Origin of the sequence: Micromonospora sp. WMMD882, from assembly GCF_027497255.1 — a bacterium.
Taxonomy (GTDB): Bacteria; Actinomycetota; Actinomycetes; order Mycobacteriales; family Micromonosporaceae; genus Micromonospora.
Window position 1 is genome coordinate 4638966 of the sequence record NZ_CP114903.1, and the last position, 22177, is coordinate 4661142.

Consider the following 22177-nt stretch of genomic DNA (forward strand, 5'->3'; position numbering starts at 1 on the left):
ACTCCATCCGCAGGGTGTGTCAGCGTGCGTTGGACGTGGACTGCGTGACGCCGTTGTCCCGGACGATCGCCTGGACCCCGGTGAACCGGGCCAGGACGGCGCCGTCGGTGGCGCAGGCGCTGACCGTGCAGCGCACGGTCGGGGCGCTGACCGTGACCTCGTCGACCACGACCAGGAAGGGCGCCCCGGTGGGGATCGGCGCGTACAGCTCGACCCGGTCGACGCCGGTCGGCAGACTCGCCTGGCCGGTGTGCCGGCCCACCCAGACCAGCACCGCCTGCAACAGCAGGTCGGCCAGGGCCGGGTCGTACCGGTCGACGCCCCAGGCGCCGTCCGCGAGCGGGGTCTCGGGCAGCTCGGCCAGCAGGACCATCCGCCGGCCCGGGTCGAGGACCCGGCGCAGGCCGCGCAGCGTCTCCCCGTGGAACAGGGTGCCGTCGGCGTACGCCGTGGTCTCCTCCCCGGCGTCGACGGCGGGCAGCCCGGTCAGCCGGGGCGCCGTGCCGGGCTGCGCCGCCTCGACGACCGCCCGGTACCGGGGCCGGTCGGCCTCGTCCCGTACGTCGACCCGGGCGTCCGCGCCGTCCGGCGTGACCCGGAAGCGCAGCCGCCGCGGCGCGTCGTCGTCGAGGACGACGCCCTTGAGGACGGTGAAGTCCCGCGCCGCGGTCACCGGCGCGCCGGTCACCGCGGCGGCGGCGGCCAGCATCCCGCCCAGCGCCACCGTCGCCGGCAGCACCGGGTGTTCGCCGATGCGGTGGTCGGTCAGGACCGGCTCGTCGCCCAGCCCGGCCAGCTCCCGGACCACCGGGACCCCGTCGGCCGGCAGCGGCCGGGGCCCGGCCTCCGACAGCGGCTTGTCCGGCCCGATCACGGTGACCAGGTCGGCCGAGCGCGCCCCGTCGAACTGCTCGGTGAACATCCGGACCCCGGTCTCCAGCGGGATCAGGTCGACCCCCCGCTCGGTGAAGAGCCGGGCCAGCTCCGGGGTCACCATCCCGCCGGCCCAGGCGCCCCAGTTGATCGAGGTGATCCGGGCGTCCGGCCGGGCCCCGCGCAGCCGGGCGGCGATCCGGTTGAGCGCCTCGTTGGCCATCGCGTAGTCCGACTGCCCCCGGTTGCCGAAGAAGCCGGCGACCGAGGAGAAGAGGACCACGTGCCGCAGCCGGTCGGTGTCCAACGCGGCCAGCAGGCCGGCCAGGCCGGTCAGCTTGGTGCCCAGCACCCGGTCGATGTCCTCCGGGCGCTTGTCCACGATGAGCTGGTCGGCGAGGACACCCGCGCCGTGCACCACACCGGTGATCCGGTCCCGGTGCCCGGCCAGCGCCGCGCGCAGCGCGTCCGGGTCGGTCACGTCGGCCGGCAGGTAGCTGACCCGCGCCCCGCCGGCGGAGGCTTCCGCCAGCGTCTGGCGGATCTCCCGCTGGGCCTTCAGCTCCTGGAAGCGCCGCTCGACGTCCTTCGGGCTCACCTTCGCCCCGTCGGCCCGCAGCGCCCGGGCGATCACCCCCTTCAACTGGTCCAGGGGCACCCCCTGCGCCCACGCCGGCTCGTCGGCCAGCGGGGTACGGCCCAGCAGCAGCAGGCCGACGCCGTACCGACGGGCCAGGTCGCTCACGCAGGCCGCGGTGACGCCGCGACCGCCGCCGGTGACCACGAGCAGGTCCGCCGGTCCGGGCGGGGCGACCTCGGGGCCGTCCGCGTCCGCCGGTCCGGCCGTCAGCCGGGTGGTCCACCGGGCCCCGTCCGCGTCGTGGCCCACCTCGCGTACCGCGACGGCGGCGTCGTGCAGCTCGGCCAGGAGCAGCTCGACCACCCGTGCCACCGGCAGCCCGGCCGCCACGTCGACCGCCCGGCAGTAGACCGACGGGGCCTCGACGGCCAGCGTCTTCACCAGACCGGAGAGACCGCCCAGGGCGACCGTGGCCAGCTCCGCCGACCCGGCCGGGCCCGCCGACGGGACCACGCCGAGCCGGCCGTCGAGCCGGGCCACCGTGACGAACGCCGCCCGGGAGCCGGCCGCCGTCCGCTCCAGGGGACGCTGCGTGTCGCGGGCCAGCAGGGCCGCCGCACGCAGCGCCGCGGTGGCGGCGGTGGTGTCGTCGGCCTGCTCCGGGGCCAGGTAGAGCACCAGGTCCAGGCCGTCGTCGTACGTCCCGCCGGCCTGACCGATCCGCCAGCCGGCGGCGGTCAGGGCGTCGGCGAGCGCGTCGGCGAGCGGGCCGCCGGCTCCGGCCAGCAGGGCCACCGGGGCGTCCCGGTACGCCTTCTCCTGCCGGTCGGGAGCGGGAAGCCGGGTCAGGCTGGCCTGCCACCGGTCGATCCGGGGCAGGCGCTCAGCTTTTGGGCCGCTCACCACCTCCGCCCCGGTCGAGCCGGCGGCGGCGCCGGCCACGAACTGGACGATGTCGTCGAGGGTGTGCAGCTCGGCCAGGCGCTCGGGGCTGGCCGACGGCGAGCCGGGGAACGACTCCCGCAGCGCGCCCATGATCTCCACCCGCTTGATGGAGTCGATGCCCAGGTCGGCCTCGACGTCCATCGAGGGGTCCAGCATGTCGGTCGGGTAGCCGGTCTTGTCGGCCACGATGTTCAGCAGCGCGGCGCGGACCGTGTCCGCGTCCGCGCCGGCGGCGGCCGGGGCCACGGCCGGGGAGACCGGCGCGGCGGCCGGGGAGACCGGCGCGGCGGCCGGGGTCGCGGCCGGCGCGGCGGCCGGGGTCGCCACCGGGGTCACGGCGGCGGAGACCGGCGCGGCGGCCGGGGTCGCCACCGGGCCGACGGCGGGGGAGATCGGGGCCACGGCCGGGGAGATCGGCGCGGCCTGCTCGACGGTGTCCGGCGCGTACGTCGGCGCGGTCGCCTGCGGCGCGTAGCCGACGCCGGTGAAGCCGTACGGCCGGGGCGCCCCGCCGATCGCCGGCTGCTGGTACGACGGCACGGTCGCCTGGTGGGTGACCGGGGCGTAGTCGATCGCCGCGCCCGGGGCGATCATGGTGGTCTCCAGTTGCGCGAAGCTGCGCAGCACCTCGCTGGCCACGGCGTGGCTCTGCCCGATGGCCAGGCTGTGCTCGGCGACGGCGGTGATGCCGGCGAGCACCCGGTCGGCCGGCCCGTCCTGCTGCCGGCTGCCCTCCTCGACCAGGTTGGTCAGCCGCTCCGACAACCGGAGCTGGTTGTGCAGGTAGTCGCCGTGCATGGCGAGGTGGTTCGCGGCGATCGCGCCGACGCTCGGCACGAGCTGACCGGGCGCGACGTGCCCGGTCCCGTTGTGCCCGTGGCCGTTGTGGCCGTTGCCGTTGTGGCCGTGGCCGTTGCTCGGCCCGGTCGGGGCGGTGGGGGCCGACGGGGCGGCCGGGACGCCCTCGACCCGGTAACCGTCGCGCAGCGCCTCCTGGTATTCGCGCCGGCGTCCCTCCGACACGTGGTTGACACCGTTCAACTCGATCATCATCCCCTCGGTGCGCGGCGGCAGGGTGACCTCCGCCTGGTAGCGGTTGAATCCGTCGATCGGCAGGCCCAGGACGGCCAACCGGGCGGCGAGCTGCTTCAGGGCCCGGTCGCTGTCACGACCGGGTCCGGCGTCGGCGGAGAGCACGACGACGTCGGGGCGGTCGGCCAGCACCCGCCGTACCAGGCCGGCCAGGACCTTCTTCGGTCCGAACTCGACGAAGACCCGGAAGCCGTCGTCGTACATCTGGGCGACCCGGGGCGCGAAGCCGACCGGGTTGGCAAGCTGCCGCACCAGGACCCGGGCGTTCTCGCCGGGGTCGGCGCCGTAGCCGGCGTCCTCGGTGTTGGCGTAGACCGGGATCCGCGGCTGGCCGACGGTGACCCGTTCGACCGCCGCGCCGAAGCGGTCCACGGCGTGGCTGACGTACCGGGTGTGGAAGGCCGCCGCCACCGGCAGCGGCTTCGCGTCGACCCCGGCCGCCCGGCAGGCCGCGACGAACGCCCCGACGGCCTCGGTGCCGCCCCCGACCACCAACTGGTCCGGCGCGTTGATGTTGCAGATGACGACGTCCGGGTGGCCGTCGAGCAGGCGCTCCACGGTCGGCCGGTCGGCCGGGACGGCCGCCATGGTGCCCGGGTCGTCGCTGTCGGCGTCGCCGCGTTCGGCCATCGCCACGCCACGGGCCCGGGCCAGCGCGTGGAAGTCCTCGTCGCCGAGGCTGCCGGCGGCCCAGAGCGCGGTCAGCTCACCGAAGCTGTGCCCGAGCGCGCCCTCCGCGGTGAAGCCGAGTTCCCGCAGGTAGGCGTACTGGCCGGCGGAGACCGCGCCGATCGCCGGCTGGGCGTAGTCGGTGCGCCGCAGCGCCTCCTCCTGCCGCTTGCGGGTGGCGTCGTCGAAGGCCGGCGGCGGGAAGACCACCCGGCCCAGCGGCTCGGCCCCGGCGAAGTGCGCCGCCGCCGCGTCCAGGGCCGCCCGCACCGGCGGCACCGAGATCGCCGCCTCGGTCGCCATCGAGACGTACTGGCTGCCCTGCCCGGCGAAGAGCGCGGCCACCCTGCCGGTCTCCGCCGCCGACCGCCGGTAGTACGCCCCGCCGGGCAGCTCGAACGACTCGATCTCCGGGTTGTCGGCGATCCGCTGGCAGGCCTGCTCCCGCAGCTCGTCGCGCTCGGCGTCGGTCCGGGCGACCACGGCGAGGCGGGCGTGCCCGGCCGGCGGCGGGGCGTCCCCGGCCGGCCCGTCCGGGTGCTCGCGGGCCTGGGTCAGCAGCGCCTGCGGGTCCGCGCCGTGCCAGAGGTGCACCTTCGCGGTACGGTGCAGCACGGTCAGCCCGGCGCCGGTCGGGTCGTGCTCCTCCAGGACACAGTGGAAGTTCGTGCCACCGAAGCCGAACGACGAGACCGCCGCCCGCCGGCGGGGACGCTCCGGTTCGAGGATCCACGGCCGGGTGACGGTGTTGACGTAGAACGGGGAGTCGGCGAAGCCCATCGCCTCGCGGGGCTGGTCGACGTTGATCGTCGGCGGCAGGAGCTTGTGGTACAACGCCAGCGTCGACTTGATCATGCCGGCCGCGCCGGCCGCGGCCTTGGTGTGCCCGATCTGGCTCTTGACGCTGCCCACCGCGGCGAAGTTGCGCTCGTCGGTGACCGCCGCGAAGACCTCCTTGAGGGCGCTCACCTCGGTCAGGTCACCGACGGCGGTGCCGGTGCCGTGGCACTCGACCAGACCGACCTGCTCGGGGCCGAAGCCCGCGTCCTCGTACGCCCGGCGCAGCGCGACGACCTGGCCCTCCTTGCGGGGGGCGTAGATGCTCTTGAACCGGCCGTCGCTGGAGGTGCCGATGCCGCGCAGCACCGCGTAGATCCGGTCCCCGTCGCGTTCGGCGTCGGCCAGCCGCTTGAGCGCCAGCATGCCGATGCCCTCACCGATCAGGGTGCCGTCGGCGTTCTCGTCGAACGGCCGGATCTCGCCGGCCTTCGAGAACGCCGGGGTCTTGGAGAAGCACAGGTACATCAGGATGGTGTTCTCGGCGTCGCAGCCGCCGGTGATCATCAGGTCGGCCCGGCCGGAGATCAGCTCCGCCGCCGCCGCGTGCACCGCCGTCAGCGAGCTGGCGCAGGCCGCGTCCACCGTGAAGTTGCTGCCACCGAAGTCGAACCGGTTGGCGATCCGGCCGGCCACGACGTTGCCGAGCATGCCCGGGAAGGAGTGCTCCTCCCACGGCGCGAACGCCTTGACGAACTTCGCCGAGATCTCCTCGGCGTCGCGCTCGCTGAGCCCGCAGCTACGGACGACCTCCTTGAGCACCGGCGTCTGCAACCGGGTCGCCAGCGGCTGGGTCAGCGAGTTCGCCCCGGTGATGCCGAGCACCACGCCGGTCCGCTCCTTGCGGTACCACTCGGCGTCCGGCGCGCCGGCGTCGGCCAGGGTCTGCTTCGCCACCACCAGGCTGAGCAGTTGCAGCACGTCGGTGACCTCAAGGGTGTTCGGCGGCAGGCCGAACTCCAGCGGGTTGAACGGCACCGTGGGCACGAAGCCGCCGCGCTTGGCGTACGTCTTGTCCGGCGCCTTGGGGTCGGGGTCGTAGTGGTCGGAGATCCGCCAGTGCGTCTCGGGCACGTCCTCGATGCAGTCGGCGGCGTCGACCACGTTGCTCCAGAACTCCCCCAGGTCACCGGAGCGCGGGTAGAGCGCGCCGAGCCCGACGATCGCGATGGGGGTGTCCGCCGTCCGGCGGGGAGAGGTGTTGTCGCGGTCCATGACACGGTCCGTTCCGGTCGATGACGCCTCATGGTCGGTGCCGGGCGACCGGTCGGCGGCGTGGGCGCCGCCCCCGGTGGACGCCGGTTCGGCGCCCTCGCCCAGCAGGTCACGGGCCGTACCGGCGATCCGGTCCACGGCCGTGGGCTCCTGCAACATCGTGTAGTGGTCGCCGGGGCAGCCCAGCACCGTCAGGTCCCCGGTCAACGACCGCCAACCCAACGGGTCCGGACCGTCCAGCAGGCCCCGCTCGGGCCGGACCAGCGTCACCGGCACCGGCGCGCGACGCGGCTCGTACGCCTGCGCCAGCCGGTTGTTGCGGACCAGCCCCTGCAGGTACGTGTCGAGCACCTTGCGCAGCCCCGGCAGGGTGGTGTCGGCGCGGACCGCCTTGTGCTCGCGGGCCACCTCCAGCACCGTGCGCAGGCCGGCCTCCCGGTCCCCGGCGGGCAGCGCGGCCACCGGCAGCTCGACGCCCTTGCGGGCGCCCAGGTACATGGCGAACCAGCGCAGCACCTCGGCGTCGTCGAGGTCGCCGTCGAGCGCGGTGTACTCCGGCACCGGCGCGATGCTGTCCAGGGTGAGCAGCGCGACCGGGCGCTCGGCCGGCGCGAGCAGCGCGGCCAGCTCCAGCGCCACCACGCCGCCGAACGACCAGCCGGCCAGGCACCACCGGCCGGTGGTCAGGTCACGCCGGCGCAGCTCGTCGGCGACCCGCTGGGCCAGGGCCGGGATGGAGGTGCCGGGGTCCCCGCCGCGCAGCGCCGCCTCGAAGTACTCCGGGACGTGTTCCAGGTTGACCACGTGCAGCGCGGCGGCGGGCGCCAGCGCGGCGGCGAGTCCGGTGTAGACGGTGGCCGGCAGCGCCCCCGGGTGCACCAGGACCACCGCGTCGGCGCCGCGGCCGGCCTTCCCGACGCGGGTCACCACCTCACGGGGTCGCCGTTCACCTCGTCGCATCGCGCTGCTTCTCCACGATGTAGCCGGCGAGCTCGTTGATGGTCGGGTGGTACCAGAGGGCGGTGGTCTCCAGCTCGAACCCGAGCCAGTTCTCCAGCTCCCCGGAGAGCACCAGCGCCTCGGTGGAGTCCAGGTCGAACTCGTCGAAGTACTGGTCGACGTTCACCTGGTCGGCGGGCACGCCCAACCGGTGGGCGATCTTCCCGACCAGCCAGTCGCGGACCTCGTCCGCGGTCAGTGCGGCGGCCGGGCGGGTGGTGGTCACCTGATTCGTCATCGCATTCCTCGCTTCGGACCGTTTCCGGGCATGGCGAACCCATGCTCCGTTCAGGGCGGAACAGTGCGGCCGTTTCCGGCGGAACAGTGCGGCCGTTTCCGGCGGATGCGTCGCCGGATATTTCACTCCGGCGTTGGCGGCGATTTACCGGGGGGCCGCCCCGGCGGCACGACGGACGGCTTCGGCGGCGGCCAGACCGGAGTCGAAAGCCGACTCGTGACTGCCGATGATGTCGATCCCCATCTTCCGGGAATGGAAGTAGGAGCCGGCGAACTTGATGCGGGAATCGTCGGCGTTGATCGAGTGGATGTCGCGCTGGAGGGCACGGACCTCGGTGGTGAGAATGGGGTGCCGGTAGGACATCTCGTGGATGACGAGCTCGTCGCGGACGTCGAGCGGGCAGTCGAGGGTGACGAAGTAGTCCCGTTCGGCGTCGAGGTGCTGCAACTTGTTCAGGTAGTAGACGACCCAGGACTGCTGCCCCGCGCCGTCGCCGACGCGTCCGTAGTTCCAGCTCCGCCACCGCTGCCGGTCGGCGGGCATGACCGAGGCGTCGCCGTGCAGCAGCGCCCGGGTGCCGTGGTAGCGGATCGGGTCGAGTCGCTGCTGGCTGGGGGTCGGCTCGGCGAGCATTCCGAGCGCGTCGTCGGCGTGCGTGGCGAGCACCACGTAGTCGAAGCGCTCCGGTCCGGTCGGGCCGTGCACGAGAACCTGGTCGTCTTCGGCGCGGACCTGCCCGACCGGCGCGTCGAGCCGGACGTCCACCCCGGACGCCGCGAACTGCTCGGCGACCTTGCGGACGTAGTTGACGCTGCCGCCGGTGACGGTGCGCCAGGGGGCGCTCTGCCCGCCCAGGCCCTCGTGGCCGTGCGCGAAGAAGAAGGCGATGATCGTGCTGGCCGGCATCTCCCAGATCCGCTCCGCCGGCACCGACCAGGCGGCGGTGGCGATGAGCACCACGAAGCCGTACCGGAAGGCGGCGCTGTAGCCGTTGCGGTCGAGGTACTCGCCGAGCGGGATGTCGGCCCTGCGGCGGACGAAGTCGCGCGGCGCCTCGGTCTGGAAGCGTCGCGCCTCCCGCCACAGGTGGGCGAAGTCGGCGTCGTACCGCTGCCCGATCTGCTCCTCGGTCAGCTCGAAGTCCTCCGACACGTAGCTGCGCCGGCGGTCGAGGTCGAAGAAGCAGAACTGTCCCGGGTGGTCCTGGGTCTGCACCCCCAGTTCACCGAAGAACTTGGCGATCAGCGGGTAGTGGGCCTCGTTGTAGACGATGAAGGCGGTGTCGAGACCGAGCGCCCGGCCGCCTTCCTGGACCTCGATGGTGTTCGCGTGCCCACCCAGTCTCGAATCGGCTTCGAACAGCGTCACTTGAGCGTCGTCTCGCAGATGGTACGCGGCGGACATACCCGCGATCCCCGCGCCGACCACTGCAACTCGAGGAGTCACCCGTGTCCTCCCATCTCCGGCTTCTTCCTCATCGTGGAGAGCCGCCTTCGGCTTCCCCATCCATACAGAGAGGACGGTCGACGCGCCGGATACATCTTCGGGGAAGTTTTCTCGACGAATCTCAACGGTCAATGCAAACGGCCGGTCCGCAGGGTCGGACCGGCCGTTCGGGCAGGAAGGATCGCGTATGGCGAGAAGCGGTTGCCACGATTGTCGACAACCGCGAACGGGCCTCATTACCCACTCGGTGGAGGATCAAACCTCGGCGTTTCGGGTTTCTTCGCGTGGATCTCGTGCGGCGGTCCGGGCCGCCGCTCAACCGGCCAGGGCGAGCTGCGGCTGGACGCTTTCGCGCAGCCGGCGCAACAGGCGGTTGCGGGTGGGGCCGATCGAGCCGCGCGGGATGCCCAGGGCGGCGCTGATCTCGTCGTAGCTCATCGCGGGCTCGCGCAGGAGCATGGCCAGCAACGCCTGGTGCTGCTTCTCCAGACCCCGGAAGGCGGCCATCAGCCGGACGTCCGGGGACCGGTCGAGGATGGTCTCCTCCACCACCGCGGCGGCGTCGGGCCAGGCGTCGAAGGGCGAGTTGTCGCCGATCGGCACCTGCCGGCGATCCCGTTCCAGTTGCTTCATCGCCTCGCGCCGGGCGATGGTCACCAGCCAGGAGGCCAGTTTCTCCGGCTCGCGCAGCCGGTGGATGTTCTCCACCACCCGCAGCCAGGTGACCTGACAGACGTCCTCGCAGTCGGCGGTGCGCAACCGGAACGACCGGGCGACCGACCAGGGCACGGAAGAGTAGGCGCCGATCAGCTCGGCCCAGGCCGCCTGGTCCCCCGCCTGGCACGCGGCGACGAGCAGCGCCAAGGGGCTGAACAGGGCTGTCTCCGGTGTCGCCGTGTCGTCCGCCTCCGCGGTCCTGATACCTGCAAGGGTCTGCGTGCCGGGGCCCCGATCTGCCACATCCACCTTGCCTGCCTCCTCCCCCTGGCAGTTTCAGCGATCGACAGTAACGTTAGCGTACCCTATGTACATCCGCTAGCACGGGACGCTAAAGTTAACACCCGACAACGCAAACTCCATGAACCGGACACGCGTCACCTGTCGGGTTCACGCTGGAAGGAGGGCTCGAAGCCGTGGACAGAGCCGTGAACCCTCCCCTGACCCGACGTCAGCGGGTCCGGGACGCCACGCTTCGGGAGCTCATCTCGGTCAGCCGGGACATCCTGACCAGTGAGGGGATCGAAGCCCTGACGATCCGCGCGATCGCCCGCAAGATGGGCATGACCGCGCCGGGGATCTACCGCTACTTCGGCAGCCACCGCGACCTCATCGACGCCGTCATCGTGGCCACCCTCGACGAGCTGACCGAACACATCTCCACCGAGGTCGAGCAGGTCGACCGGGGCGACACCGCCGCCCGGCTCATCGTGGCCAGCCGGGCGTTGCGCCGCTGGGCGGTCGAGCACAGCCGGGAGTTCCAGCTCTCCCTGATCGTCGCCGGTCCGCCGGGAGAGGAGGACGCGCAGGTCAGCCAGGCCCGCCGACAGGTGGGGGGGCTCTTCGGCATCATCTTCGCCGAGCTGTGGAACGAGTACGAGGTGCCCGCTGCCGAACCGGAGGGCCACTCCGCCGCCACCCGGGCGCTCGCCGGGCGGCTCCTGCACCGGCTGGAGGTGCCCCTGCCGAACGGTCTCGCCGCCATCACCTTCACCCGCTGCTGGCTACGCCTGTACGGGGTGGTCTGCCTGGAGTCGATGGGGCTGACCCGGTCCATCGGCGACGAGGCCGGCGTGCTCTTCGAGGCCGAGCTGGCCGACCTGGCCCGACTGCTGGGGCTGCCCGAGTCCGCGTTGGACGCCGGACGCTGACCTGACCCTCCGCCACCCTCCGACCTTCCGCCACCCTCCGACCTTCCGCCACCCTCCGACCTTCCGCCACCAGCCGGCGCCGCGCGGTCCGCGCCGGCGCCGCTGCGGAACCCCGCCCCCACCGACCCCCGAAAACAGCGCCCGACCGAGACAGGAGAACCATGAACACCCTCGCCCTCAGCACGGAGAGCCGGATCATCGCCGGCGCCGTCCTGCTGACCGTCGTCACCATCGCCTTCGGCGGCTGGTTCCTCAGCCGTGTCGTGCGGGGGCAGGTCGAGATGACCCCCTTCCAGGTGGCGTTCGCCCGCGCCGGCCACGCGCACGCCGGCGTCCTGGTGACGCTGGGCCTGGTGGGCCTGCTCTACGTCGACTCCACCGGCCTGTCCGGCGTCGCCCTCTGGATCGCCCGGCTCGGCGTGCCGGTCGCGGCGGCCCTGATGTCCGCCGGGTTCTTCCTCTCCTCCATCGGCAGGGGGGTGACCCGGCCGAACAAGCTCATCGTCCTGCTCTGGGTCGGGGCGCTCAGCCTCTGCGCCGGGGTGATCGCCCTCGGTATCGGGCTGATCACCGCCTGAGCCGGGCCGGTGGCCGTCCGTCGGGCCGTGACCCGGCCCGACGGACGCCCGCGCCGGCCGGGGCAGCAGGTGGCGAGCTTCAGTCAGTCCATCAGGTACGCCACCGACCGGCGCGGACCCGCGATCGCGGTGGTCGGCGGCGGTCGCCCGGGCGGGCGGACGTGGTCGGCCGGCTCCGGGTGGTCGGCGTACCAGCGACACTTCTTCTCCTGACGGCGGCGGGGCGCTCCACAACGGAGCTCGACGTGATCGGGAGTCTTTCGCGGCAGCGCTGTTACCCCCGGGCTCCCGCCGCGAAACCGGGGCCGGCACGCGCCCGGGCGCGGCCGACCTACCAGACGGTTTCCCGGTGACGGCGGTGTCAGGCGGCCCCGACACCCCGATTTCCCGGAAGTCGCGCCGCCCGCGGCGCCGCCCGCGCCGCTGCCTGAGGCGGCGGCGCGAGCGGCGGCAGTCGGCGCCGGTGGCGGTCAGGCCGGCAGGGTCACCTGCGCCGGGGTGGACCGGTGGGTGGTGGTGCCGTCGCCGAGCTGCCCGAAGCTGTTGTCGCCCCAGCACCACAGGCTGCCGTCGGTACGCGCCGCGCAGGCGTGGTAGGCCACGGCCAGGCTGCCCGTCCAGGTGGTGGCGGCGCCCACCCGGGTCGGGGTCGACCGGTGGGTGGTGGTGCCGTCGCCGAGCTGCCCGGAGCCGTTGTTGCCCCAGCACCACAGGCTGCCGTCGGTGCGCGTCGCGCACGACGAGTCGATGCTCGCCGCGACCTTCGTCCAGGTGGTGGCGGTGCCGACCTGGAGCGGGCTGGTCCGGTAGTTGCCGGCGCCCCCGCCCACCTGGCCGTACCCGTTCTCGCCCCAGCACCACAGGGTGCCGTCGGCCCGGACCGCGCAGGTGTGCGCGTACCCGGCCGTCACGCCGGTCCAGGTGGTCGCGGTGCCCACCTGGGCCGGGGTCGACCGGAAGTCCAGGCCGCCCAGCCCGAGCTGCCCGTCCGAGCTGCTGCCCCAACACCACAGGGTCCGGTCGGTGCGGACCGCGCAGGTGTGCGCGTAACCGGTGGTGACGCTCGCCCAGGTGGTGGCCGTGCCGACCTGCGTCGGGGTGGTCGCCTGGTAGGGGGTCGTGCCGATGCCGAGCTGCGCGTGCCGGTTCAGGCCCCAGCACCACAGCGTGCCGTTGGTCTGGACGGCGCAGGTGTGGTTGGTGCCGGCGCTGACGCTGGCCCAGGTGGTGGCGGCGCCGACCTGTACGGGGCTGTTCCGCCTCGTGGTCGTGCCGTCGCCGAGCTGTCCGCTGGAGTTGTTGCCCCAGCACCACAGCGTGCCGTCCGTGCGTACCCCGCAGACGTCGGCGCTGCCGGCGTCGATCCGCGACCAGGTGGTGGCGGCGCCGATCTGCACCGGACCGGGCCGGCTCGTGTTGGTCCCGTCGCCGAGCTGGCCGTAGAAGTTGTTGCCCCAGCACCAGAGTGTGCCGTCGGTGCGGGTCACGCAGGTGTGCAGATCGCCCGTGGCGACCTGGGACACCGGCGCGGCGGCGAGCGCGGCGGACGCCGCGCCCCGGTCGACGGTGACGCCTGCCGTGGCCGTACCCGCCGTGGATCCGATGGCGAGCACGGTGACCGCGACAGAGGCTGCCGCGACGGCGGCGGTTCGGGCTGCCCGCCGCCATCGCGTCCGCAGCCGACCCTCCTGATGTTCGTTCATGTCCTGTTCTCCCAGACATCGTCGGTTATGCCTAGTGGAGGCGGCGTTGCCCCGGCGGGTCACCAGTGACCCACCACTGCATAGTGATGAGACTCTACATTGATACACGTAAGTAACACGTGTTCGGGACGTCGCTGGTAGGGGCCGACCGACCCCGGAGGCGGGAGTTCAGGAGCCGAGAGCGGTGAGGACCACCGCGATGCCGAGGGGCGCGTCCAGCGCCAGGCACGCCTCGGCGAGGGAACGGGGCACCACCCTCGCGCGGACGAGATGGACGACGTCCCAGCCGGCGTGGGCGGCCAGGGTCAGCCCGACCAGGACGAGACCGGCCCGTGGATGCAGGGCGAGCCCGGCCGGCGCGACACCGCCGTAGACCACGAACACGCAGCGGACCGGCCGGCCGGTGACACCAGCTCGATCCGGTAGAGCGGGCGGCCGGCGATCCGGCCGGCGAGGTCGAGTGTGGAGGTGACGCTGGCGACGTCGAGCAGCTCGACCCCCCGTCGTAGCCGACGACCGCGACCCGCCGCTCGTCCGCACCGGATGCCCGACCCTTCATGGCCGCTGATCCTGCCCGATCGTCCGGGCGGACCCGGATTGGGACGAGAATCTTCGATGCCTTGACACTCCGGTTGCGATCGCTAACACTTGTCTGCAACGCCCGCTTAACAACTGGAAAACATGTCCGCCACACCGGTCTGAGCTGCTCTCCGGCCTGGCGGGACGGTGAGCGCCCCGATGCGGCGAAACCCGTACCACTGTTAACGCTAACAACAACCCGGATCCCGGAAAGGGAGGTCGACCACGGCCCCCGGGAGCAGCACCGGCTCCGGCGTCGGGCCGGTCGGTGGCCGGTCCGGCGTCCGCACCCAGAGAGGCTGGATCACGTGACCGACCACGACCCGATCCGGAGCACGTCGCCCGACGGTCACCTACGGGGGCCGGCGCGGAGCACCCGGGCGGCACGCCGGTTGCTGGTCGCGCTGGTGGCCGCGGTGACGGCGGTGGTCGGCGGCGTCGTCGTCACGTCGTCGCCGGCCACCGCCGCCACCGACCAGTTCCGCGGCATGAACTGGGCCGTGCTCGGTGACAACTTCAGCAGGGGCCCCCTCGTCGTGCAGGGCCTGAGCTCGTCCGACAGCAACGCGACGGTGCGGGCCAAGGCCAACGCCCTCTACGACGACATGGCCGCCACCATGGGCGTCAACACCGTCCGGCTGCCCGTCAACACCCACACCGTGGGGACGACGTGGTGGGAGGCCTACCGGGGCGCCATCGACGCCGCCACCGCCCGCGGATTCAAGGTCATCCTCGCCTACTGGGAGGACGGCGCCGCCTCCGGCGGCCGGATCACGAACCTCGCCGCGTGGAACGCGATGTGGTCCACGGTGACCAACACGTACGGCGCGAACCCGAACGTCTACTTCGAGCCGATGAACGAGCCGCACGGCTACAGCTCGGCGGAGTGGCGCAACGTCGCGGCCGAGTGGCTGCGCTACCACTACTCGGCGACGCCCGGTCGGGTGCTCGTCGGCGGCACCGGCTTCAGCCAGGACCTGCGGGACGTCTGCAACGACAGCCGCTTCAACTCGACGCTGCTCTCGTTCCACCACTACGCGTTCTTCTACGGCGAGATGAGCTACGACGCCTTCCGGAGCCACATCCAGACCCGGCTGGGCAACTGCGCCTCCCGGGCCGTCGCCACCGAGTTCGGCGCGCCGATGAACGACGGCCGCAACTACGCCGACCCGAACAGCGCCGACAACTTCGTCCGTCACATCCGCGCCATGGCCCAGGTCATGCGGGACAACCGGATGGGCGGCACGTACTGGCCCGCCCTCGGCGGCAAACCCGGCAGCATCGGATACGACTGGTACTCGATGTTCTCGCTCAGCGGCAGCGGCGTCGACCTGAACCTGACCGTCCGGAACTCCTCCGGCGCGGACCGGATCCGCTACGGGTGGGGCGACACCGTCGGCGGCGGTCCCACGACGCCGCCGCCCACCACGCCGCCCCCGGCGACCGGCACGTTCTACCGGGTCGACGTGCGCCACAGCGGCAAGACCATGGACGTCCAGTCGCCGAACACCGAGAACGGCTCGCGCGTCGGCCAGTACACGTACGGCGGCAACCCCTGGCAGCAGTGGCAGTTCCAGGACGCCGGCAGCGGCTACTGGCGCGTCGTCAGCCGGCACAGCGGGAAGTGCCTCGACGTGGTGAGCGCCGCCACCGCCGACGGCGCCGAGCTGATCCAGTACACCTGCGGCAACGGCACGAACCAGCAGTTCCAGATGGTCGCCAGCGGCAGCTACTTCCAGCTCCGGGCCCGGCACAGCGGCAAGTGCGTGGACGTGCCGGCCGCCTCCACCGCGGACGGCGTGGTCCTCAAGCAGTACCCGTGCAACACCGGCGGCAACCAGCAGTGGTCCCGTACGGCCGTCTGACCACCGGTGAGCAGGTACGGCGACATTGTCCGCGGCCAGCGCGTGCCGCTAGCATGGGGAGCCGTCCCGGCGGCGGGCGTCGCCGCGGTCCACTGTGACCCGCGCCGGTCCGGTCGACCGGGGCGAATCGTGACTTCCTGAGCGCGAGCGCAGGGCGAGGAGATCAGGGCATGCGCATTCCTGCCGGGTGGTCGGTGACATCGGCGGAACGCCCGTGGTGAGGTTCCTGCGTCGCTACGTGCCGCGGGAGCCACAGATCCGTACGCTGGCCGTCGCCGCCTTCGTGGACTCGATCGGCAGCGGGCTCTTCCTCGCTCTCCTTCCGGTCTTCGTGGTGAAGGAGCTGCACGTCCCGGCCACCCAGGTCGGCCTGGTGGTGGGGGCGGCCAGCGTGTTCGGGCTGGTGTCCCCGGTCCCCGCCGGCCACCTCGCCGACCGGTTCGGCGCGGCCCGTGTCTGGAGCGGGCTGCTGCTCACCCGGGCGGCCTGCTACACCGGGTTCCTGTTCGTCGACTCGCTGGCGCAGTACGCGGTCATCGCGTGCCTGTGCACGATGCTCGACCGGGCCAGCGGCACGGTGCAACAGGCGTACGTCGTGTCCCTGGCCGCCGGCAGCAACCGCTCCGAGTCGATGGCCGCCCTGCGCACGGTGAAGAACATCGGGCTGAGCGTCGGGCTGGTGGGCGCCGGCGTGCTCATCGCGATCGGCGGCCGGGGGGCGTTCCTGGCCGGCTTCGCGGTCAACGCCGCCTCGTACCTGGTGCTGCTGAGCACGGTACGCACGATCGAACGGCGTCGACGCGCCGCCGCGGCGGCGACCACCGCCGTGCCTGCCCCGCCGCTGGGGACGGCGGCGGAGACGCCCGCGGCCCCCAGCGCCGCCGACGGGCCCGGCCCACCGCCCGTGCCCGGCCCACCGTCGAAGCCGGGCGGCGGCCCCGCGTCACCGCTGCGCAACCGCGCGTACGTGCTCCTGTCGGCCGGCAACGCGATCCTCCTGCTGCACGACTCGGTGCTGTTCACCCTGCTCCCGCTCTGGGTGATCACCCGTACGTCGCTGCCGCACGGCCTCGTCGGTCCCCTGTTGGCGCTCAACACCGTGCTCACCGTCGCCGCGCAGGTGCCGTTGACCCGCTGGTCCGACGGCGTCCCGGCGGCCCGGCGGATGCTGCTGGTGGCGACGGCGCCGCTGTTGGGGGCGTGCGCGTTGTTCGCCGCCGCCGAGCCGTCGGCGCAGGTGCTGGCCGTCCTGCTGGTCGCGGCGGCGGTGGTGCTGCTCACCGCCGGGGAGAACCTGCACACCGTGGGCGCGTTCGAGTTGGCGCACCAGTTGGCCCCGGACCGTCACGCCGGGAGGTACCTCGGCCTGTTCAACGTCGGCGTGTCGGCGCAGTTGGTCTTCGGGCCGCCGGTGATGACCGGGCTGGTGCTGCGTGGCCCGCTGGGGTGGCTGGGCCTGGCCGCCGCGTTCGCGGCCGGCGCGGGCGCGGTGCTGGCCGGGGCCCGCGACCCGGACCGCCGCCGGACCAGCCCGTGGCGTCCGGGTGGGCCGCGCCGGCTCGCGCCGCCGCCCACCGTGGCGGCGACCCCTCCCGACGGCCGGGCCGGCCTCGGCGTTCCAGCCCCGACCGCGGCCACCGGTGCGGGCGCGTCGACGGTCGGGTCCACGACAGAGCAGAGCTGAAGGAGAGACGATGCCGGGCACCGAACACGTGCTGATCGTCGGTGGCGGCCGGGAGATCCCCCAGTTGCTGCGGCGGCACCGGGCGGGCAGCCGTACGTCGGTGCTGTGCCAGCTCTCCCTGCTGCCGAAGCTGCGTGACATCGACGAGCATGAACGCGTTGTCGGGCTGCGCGCGGACGCCTCCGACGAGGAGTGGATCGCGGCGGCGCGGCAGGTCCACCGGGCCGACCCGGTCACCCGGATCGCCTCCTTCGGCGAGCGTGACCAGCGACGGCTGGCTGTCGTCGGCAGCGCCCTGGGGCTGTCCACGCACTCCGTCCGGACGGTGGCGGCGGTGCACGACAAGCACCTGATGCGGCAGCTCCTGGCCGACGCGGGGGTGGAGAAGGTCGCCGCCGTCCGGCTCGACGACGAGGCGGCCGTCACCGGCTGGGTGGACGCCAACCCGGGAGCCTGGGTGCTCAAACCGGTCGACGGCACGGCGAGCGCCGGGGTGGCGCTGGTCCGTACCCCCGGGGAGGCGGCGGCGGCCTACCGGCGCTGCGTGGCCACCGAGCACACCGGCCGACGGCACTCACCCGAGGTGCTCCTGGAGGAGTACCTGACCGGGCCGCAGGTGAGCGTCGAGTCGCTGTCCGAGGACGGCGAACACGTGGTGGTGGCGGTCACCGGGAAGTACTCCGACCCGGCGACGTTCGTCGAGCTGGGGCACGTGGTGCCGGCGGTGGTCGACGATGCCGCCCGCGCCGGACTCGTGGCGCACACCGGCGCGGTGCTCGACGCGCTCGGGGTGCGGGACGGCACCTGTCACACCGAGTTCGTGCTAACGCCCGACGGACCCCGCACCATCGAGACCCACCTGCGGGTGGCCGGTGACGAGATCCCCTACCTGGTACGGGACGCGACCGGGGTGGACCTGGTCGGGTGCGTGGTGCGGCAGACCTTCGGCGAGCGGGTGCTGCCCGAGGTGCGCCGTACGCTGGCGGCGACCCCGGCGCGTCCGCAGGCGATCTGGTTCGGCGTCGCGCCCTGTGCCGGCGAGGTGGACCGGTGGGAGGGGCTCGACGAGGCCCGCGCGGCCGACCCGTCGGTGACGCTGACGCTGGAGGCCGGGCCCGGTGACCGGGTCGCGCCGCTGGGCGACTCGCACTCCCGGGTGGTGTGGGCCCGCGCCGAGGGCGGGACCGCCGACGAGGCGCTGCGTCGCGCGTACGCGGCCGTCGCCGCGTGCCGGCTGGTGGTGACCGTGCCGACCGTCGCCGGCGGTGGTGTGCGCGGCGCCCTGTGACCGGTGACGGGATCCGTCCGGCGCGGCCGTCGACGCCCCGGGCGCGGCGCCCGGGGCGTCGACGGCCGCGCCGGTCAGGAGAGGACGTCGCGGGTGTCGAGCACGCCGAAGCGCTCCGGTCGGTACCAGCGGGCCTCGCGGTCGGTGTCGGTGACCTGGTCGGCGACGTCGAGGACGAGCGCGAACAGGGCCATCCGGACCGGGATGCCGTTGTCGGTCTGCCGGAAGATCGCGAGCGCGGAACGGTCGTTGAGGTCGTCGGCGAGCTCGCTCACGCCACCGCGGCTGTCGCGCGGGAGCGGGTGCATCAGCACGGTGCCGGGCCGGCACACCTTGTCGTAGAGGGCGGCGTCGATCCGGAACCGGTCCTTGCTGGCGGCGGCCGAGCTGCCCTGCGGCAACCGCTCCTGCTGCACCCGCGTGGCGTAGACGACGTCCACGTCGCGGATGCCCTCGGCCAGGTCGTCGGTCAGCTCGACCGTGTGTCCCCGCTGCTGGAGCTTGCGTACCAGGTCGTCCGGGATCTGTAGCTCCGGGGGCGCGACGCAGACGAACGTCAGGCCGCTCTCCAGGGCCAGCAGCCTGGTGAGGCTGTGCACCGTCCGCCCGTAGCGGAGGTCACCCACCACCGCGATCCGCATGCCGCCCAACCCGCCGGGACGCAGCCCCCGCTCGCGGCACAGCGTGTACAGGTCGAGCAGCGCCTGGGTGGGGTGTTCGCCCGGCCCGTCGCCACCGTTGATCACCGGGACGTTGGTCGCGGCGGCGAACTCCGCCACCGCGCCCTCCTCCGGGTGCCGTACGACGAGGATGTCCATGTATCCGCTGACCACCCGGCTGGTGTCGTAGACCGACTCGCCCTTGGCCATCGAGGAGAAGGCGAAACCCGTGGTCTCACGGACGTATCCGCCGAGGCGGTTGAACGCCGCCCCGAAGCTCAGCCGCGACCGGGTGCTCGGCTCGAAGAACAGGTTGCCGAGCACCGCTCCTTCGAGCACGCGCGTCGTCCGCTCCCGCCGCGCGTACGGCAGCATCCGGTCCGTCACCTCGAACAGCCGCTGGATGTGGGCCAGCTCGAACTGCTCCACGGAAAGAACGTGCGCACCGGCGAACACCACTCGACCGCCCTTCTGTCACCTGCCCTGCGGCGGAGCCGTCGGGCACTGCCACCGCAGAAGCTTACCGAGGTCAGACGCCCGACCCGACATCGGCCGTCGGCGGCGGCGAGGGCGGGCTCAGGCCGGCGCGACGGTGACGGTGAGCGTGTCGACGGCCCGTCGGGCGGCCTCCTCGGCCGTCGGGCCGTCGTCCGCCACGGCGGTGCAGTAGCCGACCCGGTCGACGGAGTCCCGGATGGGGGCGGTCAGCTCGTCGCCCGGATCCTTGAGGAGCGTGCACCCGGTGACGAGGGGCAACGCCTCGGCCTGCCCGGTGTGCTCCACCGAGACGAGCCGCCCGGACCGGGGCGGCGTCAGGTACCGGATGGCGCCGGCCCGGCGTGGCCGGTCGGGCGCGGCCAGCAACGCGTCGAGGCGCGGCAGCACCCGTTCGCCGAGCACCTGCCGGACGGCCAGCTCCACCAGGTCGATGCCGGCCGCCGCGGCCAGCAGGGCGGGGATCTGGTCTCCGCCGGCCCGGACGTGGGTCTCCACCACCCGGGGCCCGTCGTCGGTGAGGATCAGCTCGGTGTGGGTCGGGCCGTGGGTGATCCCCAGGGCGTCCAGGGCCTGCCGCACGTGGGCGACCACCCGGCCGTCGTCGGGGCCGGGCTCGCGGACCACGTGCCCCAGCTCGACGAAGTTGTCGTCCTTGATCTTGCGGGTGACGCCGACGACCCGGTGCTCACCCTGCTCCGAGATGGCCTCGACGCTCACCTCGACGCCGACCAGGAACGGCTCGACCACGATCGGGGATCCGGGCGGCGCGGACCGGACCGCCCGGCCGAACCCTTCCGCCAGGTCGGCGGGATCGTCGACCCGCACGATGCCGAGGCTGCCGGTGCCGCGACGCGGTTTGAGGATCAGCGGGAGCCCGTGCTGGTCGGCGAAACGGCGCAGCTCCTCGACTGTGGAGACGGTCGTCGAGGGCACCTCCTCGACACCGGCGGCGCTGAGCCGGCGGCGCATCGCCACCTTGTCGTACACCGCCGCGACGACCTCTTCAGGGTGGAACGGCAGTCCCAGCGCGGACGCGATGGCCGCCGCGCGGTCCTGGTCGAACTCGCCGAACGCCCCGACGGCCTCGATCGGCTGCCGCCGGTGCACGCACTGCGCGAGCGCCACCCACTCCGCCGGGTCGGCGGCCTCGTCGAGAGCGATCACCCGCGCGGAACCGGTGGGGTGGCGGACCTTGGCCAGTCGTTGTGTCGCGACGAGAGTGGTGATGCTGGCGGCGGGGTCGAGGCGACGCAGCACCGGCGTGACGTCCCGGGCGCCGGCCACGACGAGCACGTGCTTGAACACCGTCATCAGGGCTCCACATCGAAAGTCGCGAGTCGTTGGTCCGAAACAGACCTGACCACGCGTGCGCCACGGCTGTCCAGCAGGTTGATGCCAGGAAAACGATCAGCGACCTAGTGTATACAAGCGCGCTACGGCGTGGCAGGCTGAGCCGACCGCTGTCGATCTTCATCGGGGCCCGTCGGCGTGCCCGATCCCGGTCGGCCCGTCACGCGCGTGCCCGCCCCGGCGTCATCACGTCACCGCGTCACTGTGGACGCTGACGACCACCACGACAACGTGATCGTGAGGAGAACGGATGAGCAAGGCCAGCAGCCTCGCCGACCTGTTCCAGCGTTCCTCGCTGGACTTCCTGATGGGAGCGCACGACGCCCTGTCCGCGCAGATCGCGCAGGAGTGCGGCTTTCCCGGTGTGTGGGTCTCGGGGCTCGGGCTCTCGGCGTCCAGCGGCCTGCGGGACTCCAACGAGCTCTCCTGGACCCAGGTCATGGAGCGCACCGAGCTGCTGGCGGACCGGGTCTCGGTGCCGGCGCTCGTAGATCTCGACACCGGCTACGGTGACTTCAACAACGTCCGGCTGGTGATGCGCAGGCTGCAACGGGCCGACGTGGGCGGCGGGTGCATCGAGGACAAGCTGTTCCCGAAGACCAACTCGTTCGTCGGCTCCGAACAGGAACTGGCCGACCCGCACGAGTTCTGCGGCCGGATCAAGGCGGCCAAGGACACCGTCGGGGACGACGTCTTCCTGGTGGCCCGGTGCGAGGCGCTGGTCGCCGGCCGCTCGATGACCGAGGCCGTCGACAGGTGCGGCCGGTACGCCGAGGCGGGCGCCGACGCCGTCCTGATCCACTCGAAGATGACCTCACCCGACGAGATCCTCAACTTCATGGCCTCGTGGGACCGACGCGTCCCGGTGGTGATCGTGCCGACCAAGTACTCGAAGGTCCCCGCGGAGGTCTTCGAGCGGGCCGGGATCTCGGTGGCGATCTGGGCGAACCAGACCCTGCGGGCGGCGATCCGCAGCATGGAACAGCTCTGTATGGCCCTGCGCGAGCAGCGCACGATGCTGCACCTGGAAGGCGAGATCGCCGACCTGTCGCGGGTGTTCGACCTGACCAACAACGCCGAGCTGGAGCTGGCCAAGGAGCTGTACGCGAGCCCCCCGGCGGAGAGCCCACTGAACACGCTGGCCGACGACGGCGACGCCGCCGGGGACCAGTTGGTCGGCGCGGGCCCGACATCGGCCTGACCCGGATGGG

General features: G+C 73.0%; 15 protein-coding genes. 7 read left to right on the plus strand and 8 right to left on the minus strand.

Annotated features, from left to right (window positions below):
• Window positions 1-19: 19 nt before the first annotated feature.
• The 4 genes from O7606_RS19670 to O7606_RS19685 all read right to left on the minus strand — a co-directional run bounded on the left by O7606_RS19670 (window position 20) and on the right by O7606_RS19685 (window position 9860).
• A complete protein-coding gene (locus tag O7606_RS19670) occupies window positions 20-7171 on the minus strand; it encodes a type I polyketide synthase (RefSeq protein ID WP_281595487.1) in 7152 nt (2383 codons plus the stop codon).
• Window positions 7158-7448 carry an acyl carrier protein gene (locus O7606_RS19675; protein ID WP_281595488.1) on the minus strand — a complete coding sequence of 97 codons (291 nt, stop codon included), beginning with the start codon at window positions 7446-7448 and terminating at the stop codon, window positions 7158-7160. Before O7606_RS19675 ends, O7606_RS19670 begins: the two co-directional genes overlap by 14 nt.
• Before the next feature lie 144 nt (window positions 7449-7592).
• Window positions 7593-9131, minus strand: coding sequence for an FAD-dependent oxidoreductase (locus O7606_RS19680; protein ID WP_348651114.1), 1539 nt, complete (start codon window positions 9129-9131; stop codon window positions 7593-7595).
• Window positions 9132-9209: 78 nt separating this feature from the next.
• A complete protein-coding gene (locus O7606_RS19685) occupies window positions 9210-9860 on the minus strand; it encodes a sigma-70 family RNA polymerase sigma factor (protein ID WP_281595490.1) in 651 nt (216 codons plus the stop codon).
• A 179-nt stretch (window positions 9861-10039) separates the two neighbouring features.
• Here O7606_RS19685 and O7606_RS19690 point away from each other — a divergent pair, with 179 nt between their 5' ends.
• The 3 genes from O7606_RS19690 to O7606_RS19700 all read left to right on the plus strand — a co-directional run bounded on the left by O7606_RS19690 (window position 10040) and on the right by O7606_RS19700 (window position 11553).
• Window positions 10040-10762: a TetR/AcrR family transcriptional regulator gene (locus tag O7606_RS19690; protein ID WP_281595491.1), complete on the plus strand. Its 723-nt coding sequence runs from the start codon at window positions 10040-10042 to the stop codon at window positions 10760-10762.
• A gap of 161 nt (window positions 10763-10923) precedes the next feature.
• A complete protein-coding gene (locus O7606_RS19695) occupies window positions 10924-11340 on the plus strand; it encodes a hypothetical protein (protein WP_281595492.1) in 417 nt (138 codons plus the stop codon).
• Between the two features lie 27 nt (window positions 11341-11367).
• The gene (locus tag O7606_RS19700) at window positions 11368-11553 is read left to right on the plus strand and encodes a hypothetical protein (protein ID WP_281595493.1); all 186 of its coding nucleotides are present in this window, start codon (window positions 11368-11370) and stop codon (window positions 11551-11553) included.
• 257 nt (window positions 11554-11810) lie between these two features.
• Here the strand turns inward: O7606_RS19700 and O7606_RS19705 are convergent, their stop codons facing one another.
• Entirely contained in the window at window positions 11811-13043 is a 1233-nt protein-coding gene (locus O7606_RS19705; RefSeq protein WP_281595494.1) for an RCC1 domain-containing protein, read from the minus strand.
• A gap of 168 nt (window positions 13044-13211) precedes the next feature.
• Window positions 13212-13427 (minus strand): hypothetical protein, encoded by a 216-nt coding sequence (locus O7606_RS19710; RefSeq protein WP_281595495.1) that lies wholly within the window; start codon window positions 13425-13427, stop codon window positions 13212-13214.
• 503 nt (window positions 13428-13930) lie between these two features.
• Between O7606_RS19710 and O7606_RS19715 the strand changes: the two genes are divergently transcribed.
• The 3 genes from O7606_RS19715 (at window position 13931) to O7606_RS19725 (ending at window position 18459) form a co-directional block, all read left to right on the plus strand.
• Window positions 13931-15487, plus strand: coding sequence for an RICIN domain-containing protein (locus O7606_RS19715; RefSeq protein ID WP_281595496.1), 1557 nt, complete (start codon window positions 13931-13933; stop codon window positions 15485-15487).
• 217 nt (window positions 15488-15704) lie between these two features.
• On the plus strand, window positions 15705-17171 hold the full coding sequence (locus O7606_RS19720) for an MFS transporter (protein ID WP_281595498.1): 1467 nt from the start codon (window positions 15705-15707) through the stop codon (window positions 17169-17171).
• Window positions 17172-17181: 10 nt separating this feature from the next.
• The gene (locus tag O7606_RS19725; protein ID WP_281595499.1) at window positions 17182-18459 is read left to right on the plus strand and encodes an ATP-grasp domain-containing protein; all 1278 of its coding nucleotides are present in this window, start codon (window positions 17182-17184) and stop codon (window positions 18457-18459) included.
• A gap of 74 nt (window positions 18460-18533) precedes the next feature.
• Here the strand turns inward: O7606_RS19725 and pyrB are convergent, their stop codons facing one another.
• Window positions 18534-19547: an aspartate carbamoyltransferase gene (gene pyrB / locus O7606_RS19730; protein ID WP_281595500.1), complete on the minus strand. Its 1014-nt coding sequence runs from the start codon at window positions 19545-19547 to the stop codon at window positions 18534-18536.
• 147 nt (window positions 19548-19694) lie between these two features.
• Window positions 19695-20927, minus strand: a complete 1233-nt coding sequence (locus tag O7606_RS19735; protein WP_281595501.1) for an ATP-grasp domain-containing protein — start codon at window positions 20925-20927, stop codon at window positions 19695-19697.
• A gap of 289 nt (window positions 20928-21216) precedes the next feature.
• On the opposite strand from O7606_RS19735, the gene O7606_RS19740 reads away from it, so the two are divergent.
• Entirely contained in the window at window positions 21217-22167 is a 951-nt protein-coding gene (locus O7606_RS19740; RefSeq protein WP_281595502.1) for an isocitrate lyase/phosphoenolpyruvate mutase family protein, read from the plus strand.
• Window positions 22168-22177: the final 10 nt, after the last annotated feature.

Excerpts from the sequence above, each read along its gene's own strand:
- O7606_RS19670 (WP_281595487.1), bottom strand. The coding sequence starts at position 7,171 with ATGCGACGAGGTGAACGGCGACCCCGTGAGGTGGTGACCCGCGTCGGG.
- O7606_RS19675 (WP_281595488.1), bottom strand. The coding sequence starts at position 7,448 with ATGACGAATCAGGTGACCACCACCCGCCCGGCCGCCGCACTGACCGCG.
- O7606_RS19680 (WP_348651114.1), bottom strand. The coding sequence starts at position 9,131 with ATGAGGCCCGTTCGCGGTTGTCGACAATCGTGGCAACCGCTTCTCGCC.
- O7606_RS19695 (WP_281595492.1), top strand. The coding sequence starts at position 10,924 with ATGAACACCCTCGCCCTCAGCACGGAGAGCCGGATCATCGCCGGCGCC.
- O7606_RS19705 (WP_281595494.1), bottom strand. The coding sequence starts at position 13,043 with ATGAACGAACATCAGGAGGGTCGGCTGCGGACGCGATGGCGGCGGGCA.
- O7606_RS19725 (WP_281595499.1), top strand. The coding sequence starts at position 17,182 with ATGCCGGGCACCGAACACGTGCTGATCGTCGGTGGCGGCCGGGAGATC.
- O7606_RS19735 (WP_281595501.1), bottom strand. The coding sequence starts at position 20,927 with ATGACGGTGTTCAAGCACGTGCTCGTCGTGGCCGGCGCCCGGGACGTC.
- O7606_RS19740 (WP_281595502.1), top strand. The coding sequence starts at position 21,217 with ATGAGCAAGGCCAGCAGCCTCGCCGACCTGTTCCAGCGTTCCTCGCTG.